Below are 1151 nucleotides of genomic sequence, written 5' to 3' on the forward strand. Positions count from 1 at the left end.
AAGCCCAACCGTTTGATGTCTTTAATCAACTTGTTAGTAGCTTCCAGTTTTGCGTTTGAATAGTCTGTTTCTAGTGCGTTTTGGATGTATTGCTTATGTCTAAGAAAAGTCCTAAAGACAGTTTGAAAGTAGTGATTGATCTTGCTCCTATTTTCCTCTATCAGCCCAAAGAACTCATCTACTCTCTTCTCCTGAAAGTGAAAAAGCAAGAGCTGATAAAGTGTATAGTAGTCGGTAAGCTCTTCTGAAAAGTCTAGTGTCTTCGCAACGACTTCATGTGGTGCTAAAGTTTGACGGAAAGTCTTTGAATAGAAAGAGTTGAGAGATAACTTACAGCTGTCCTTTTGGAAGAGTCGCCAGTGATTTTTCAAGGCTCGATAGGGTAGTGACTTCTTATCGAATTGGTTCATAATTGCAATTCTTGTCTTTAAAAAGGCTCGACTAAGGTGCTGGATGATGTGGAAACGATCAAGAACGATTTTTGCGTTTGGAAAGAGTCTGCGGGCTAGTGGGATGTAGGCTCCAGACATATCCATCGTGATAAACTGCACCTTTTGGCGAGCTTTTAATGGATACTTCAAAAAGTAGTTTCGTATAGAGGTTTGGCAGCGATTATCAAGGATGGTTATGAGTTTGTTTGTCTCATAGTTCTGAGCCACAAAAGCCAATTCCCCTTTCTTGAAACCAAACTCATCCCAGGACATGACCCTTGGGAGTTTGTCAAAATGTTCCTTGAAAGTAAACTGATCAAGCTTACGATAGACGGTAGAGGTCGACACACGAAGTCTTCTGGCAATATCTGTTAGTGACATCTTCTCAGTTAGGAGTTGTGCAACTTTTTGACGGACTAGATTTGAGATTTGGCAGTTTTTCTCAACGATAGATGTCTTAGCTACCGTGACTCTCTTACAACTTTTACACTGGAAACGGCGTTTCTTCAGACGTAGCAGTGTAGGCGTTCCAGCTTGTTCGAGAAGAGGAATTTTAGAAGGCTTTTGAAAGTCATAATTAATCATCTTTCCTTGGCAGTGAGGACATGATGGTGCAGGGTAATCAAGTTTTGCTTGAATCTCGATATGAGTGTCAGTTTCAAAAACAAGTGAAATCTTGATATTTTGGTCTTTAATTCCGATTAATTCTGTGGTATTCTT

At 40.0% G+C, this 1151-nt stretch carries 1 protein-coding gene; it reads right to left on the reverse strand.

Annotation, left to right across the window (positions count from 1 at the left end):
• Window positions 1-1151: ISL3 family transposase (locus tag H7U04_RS11320; RefSeq protein ID WP_201059862.1), on the reverse strand; the 1151-nt coding region annotated here is incomplete at both ends.

Source organism: Streptococcus sp. 22.1, assembly GCF_016648645.1.
In the GTDB taxonomy this organism is placed as follows: Bacteria; Bacillota; Bacilli; order Lactobacillales; family Streptococcaceae; genus Streptococcus.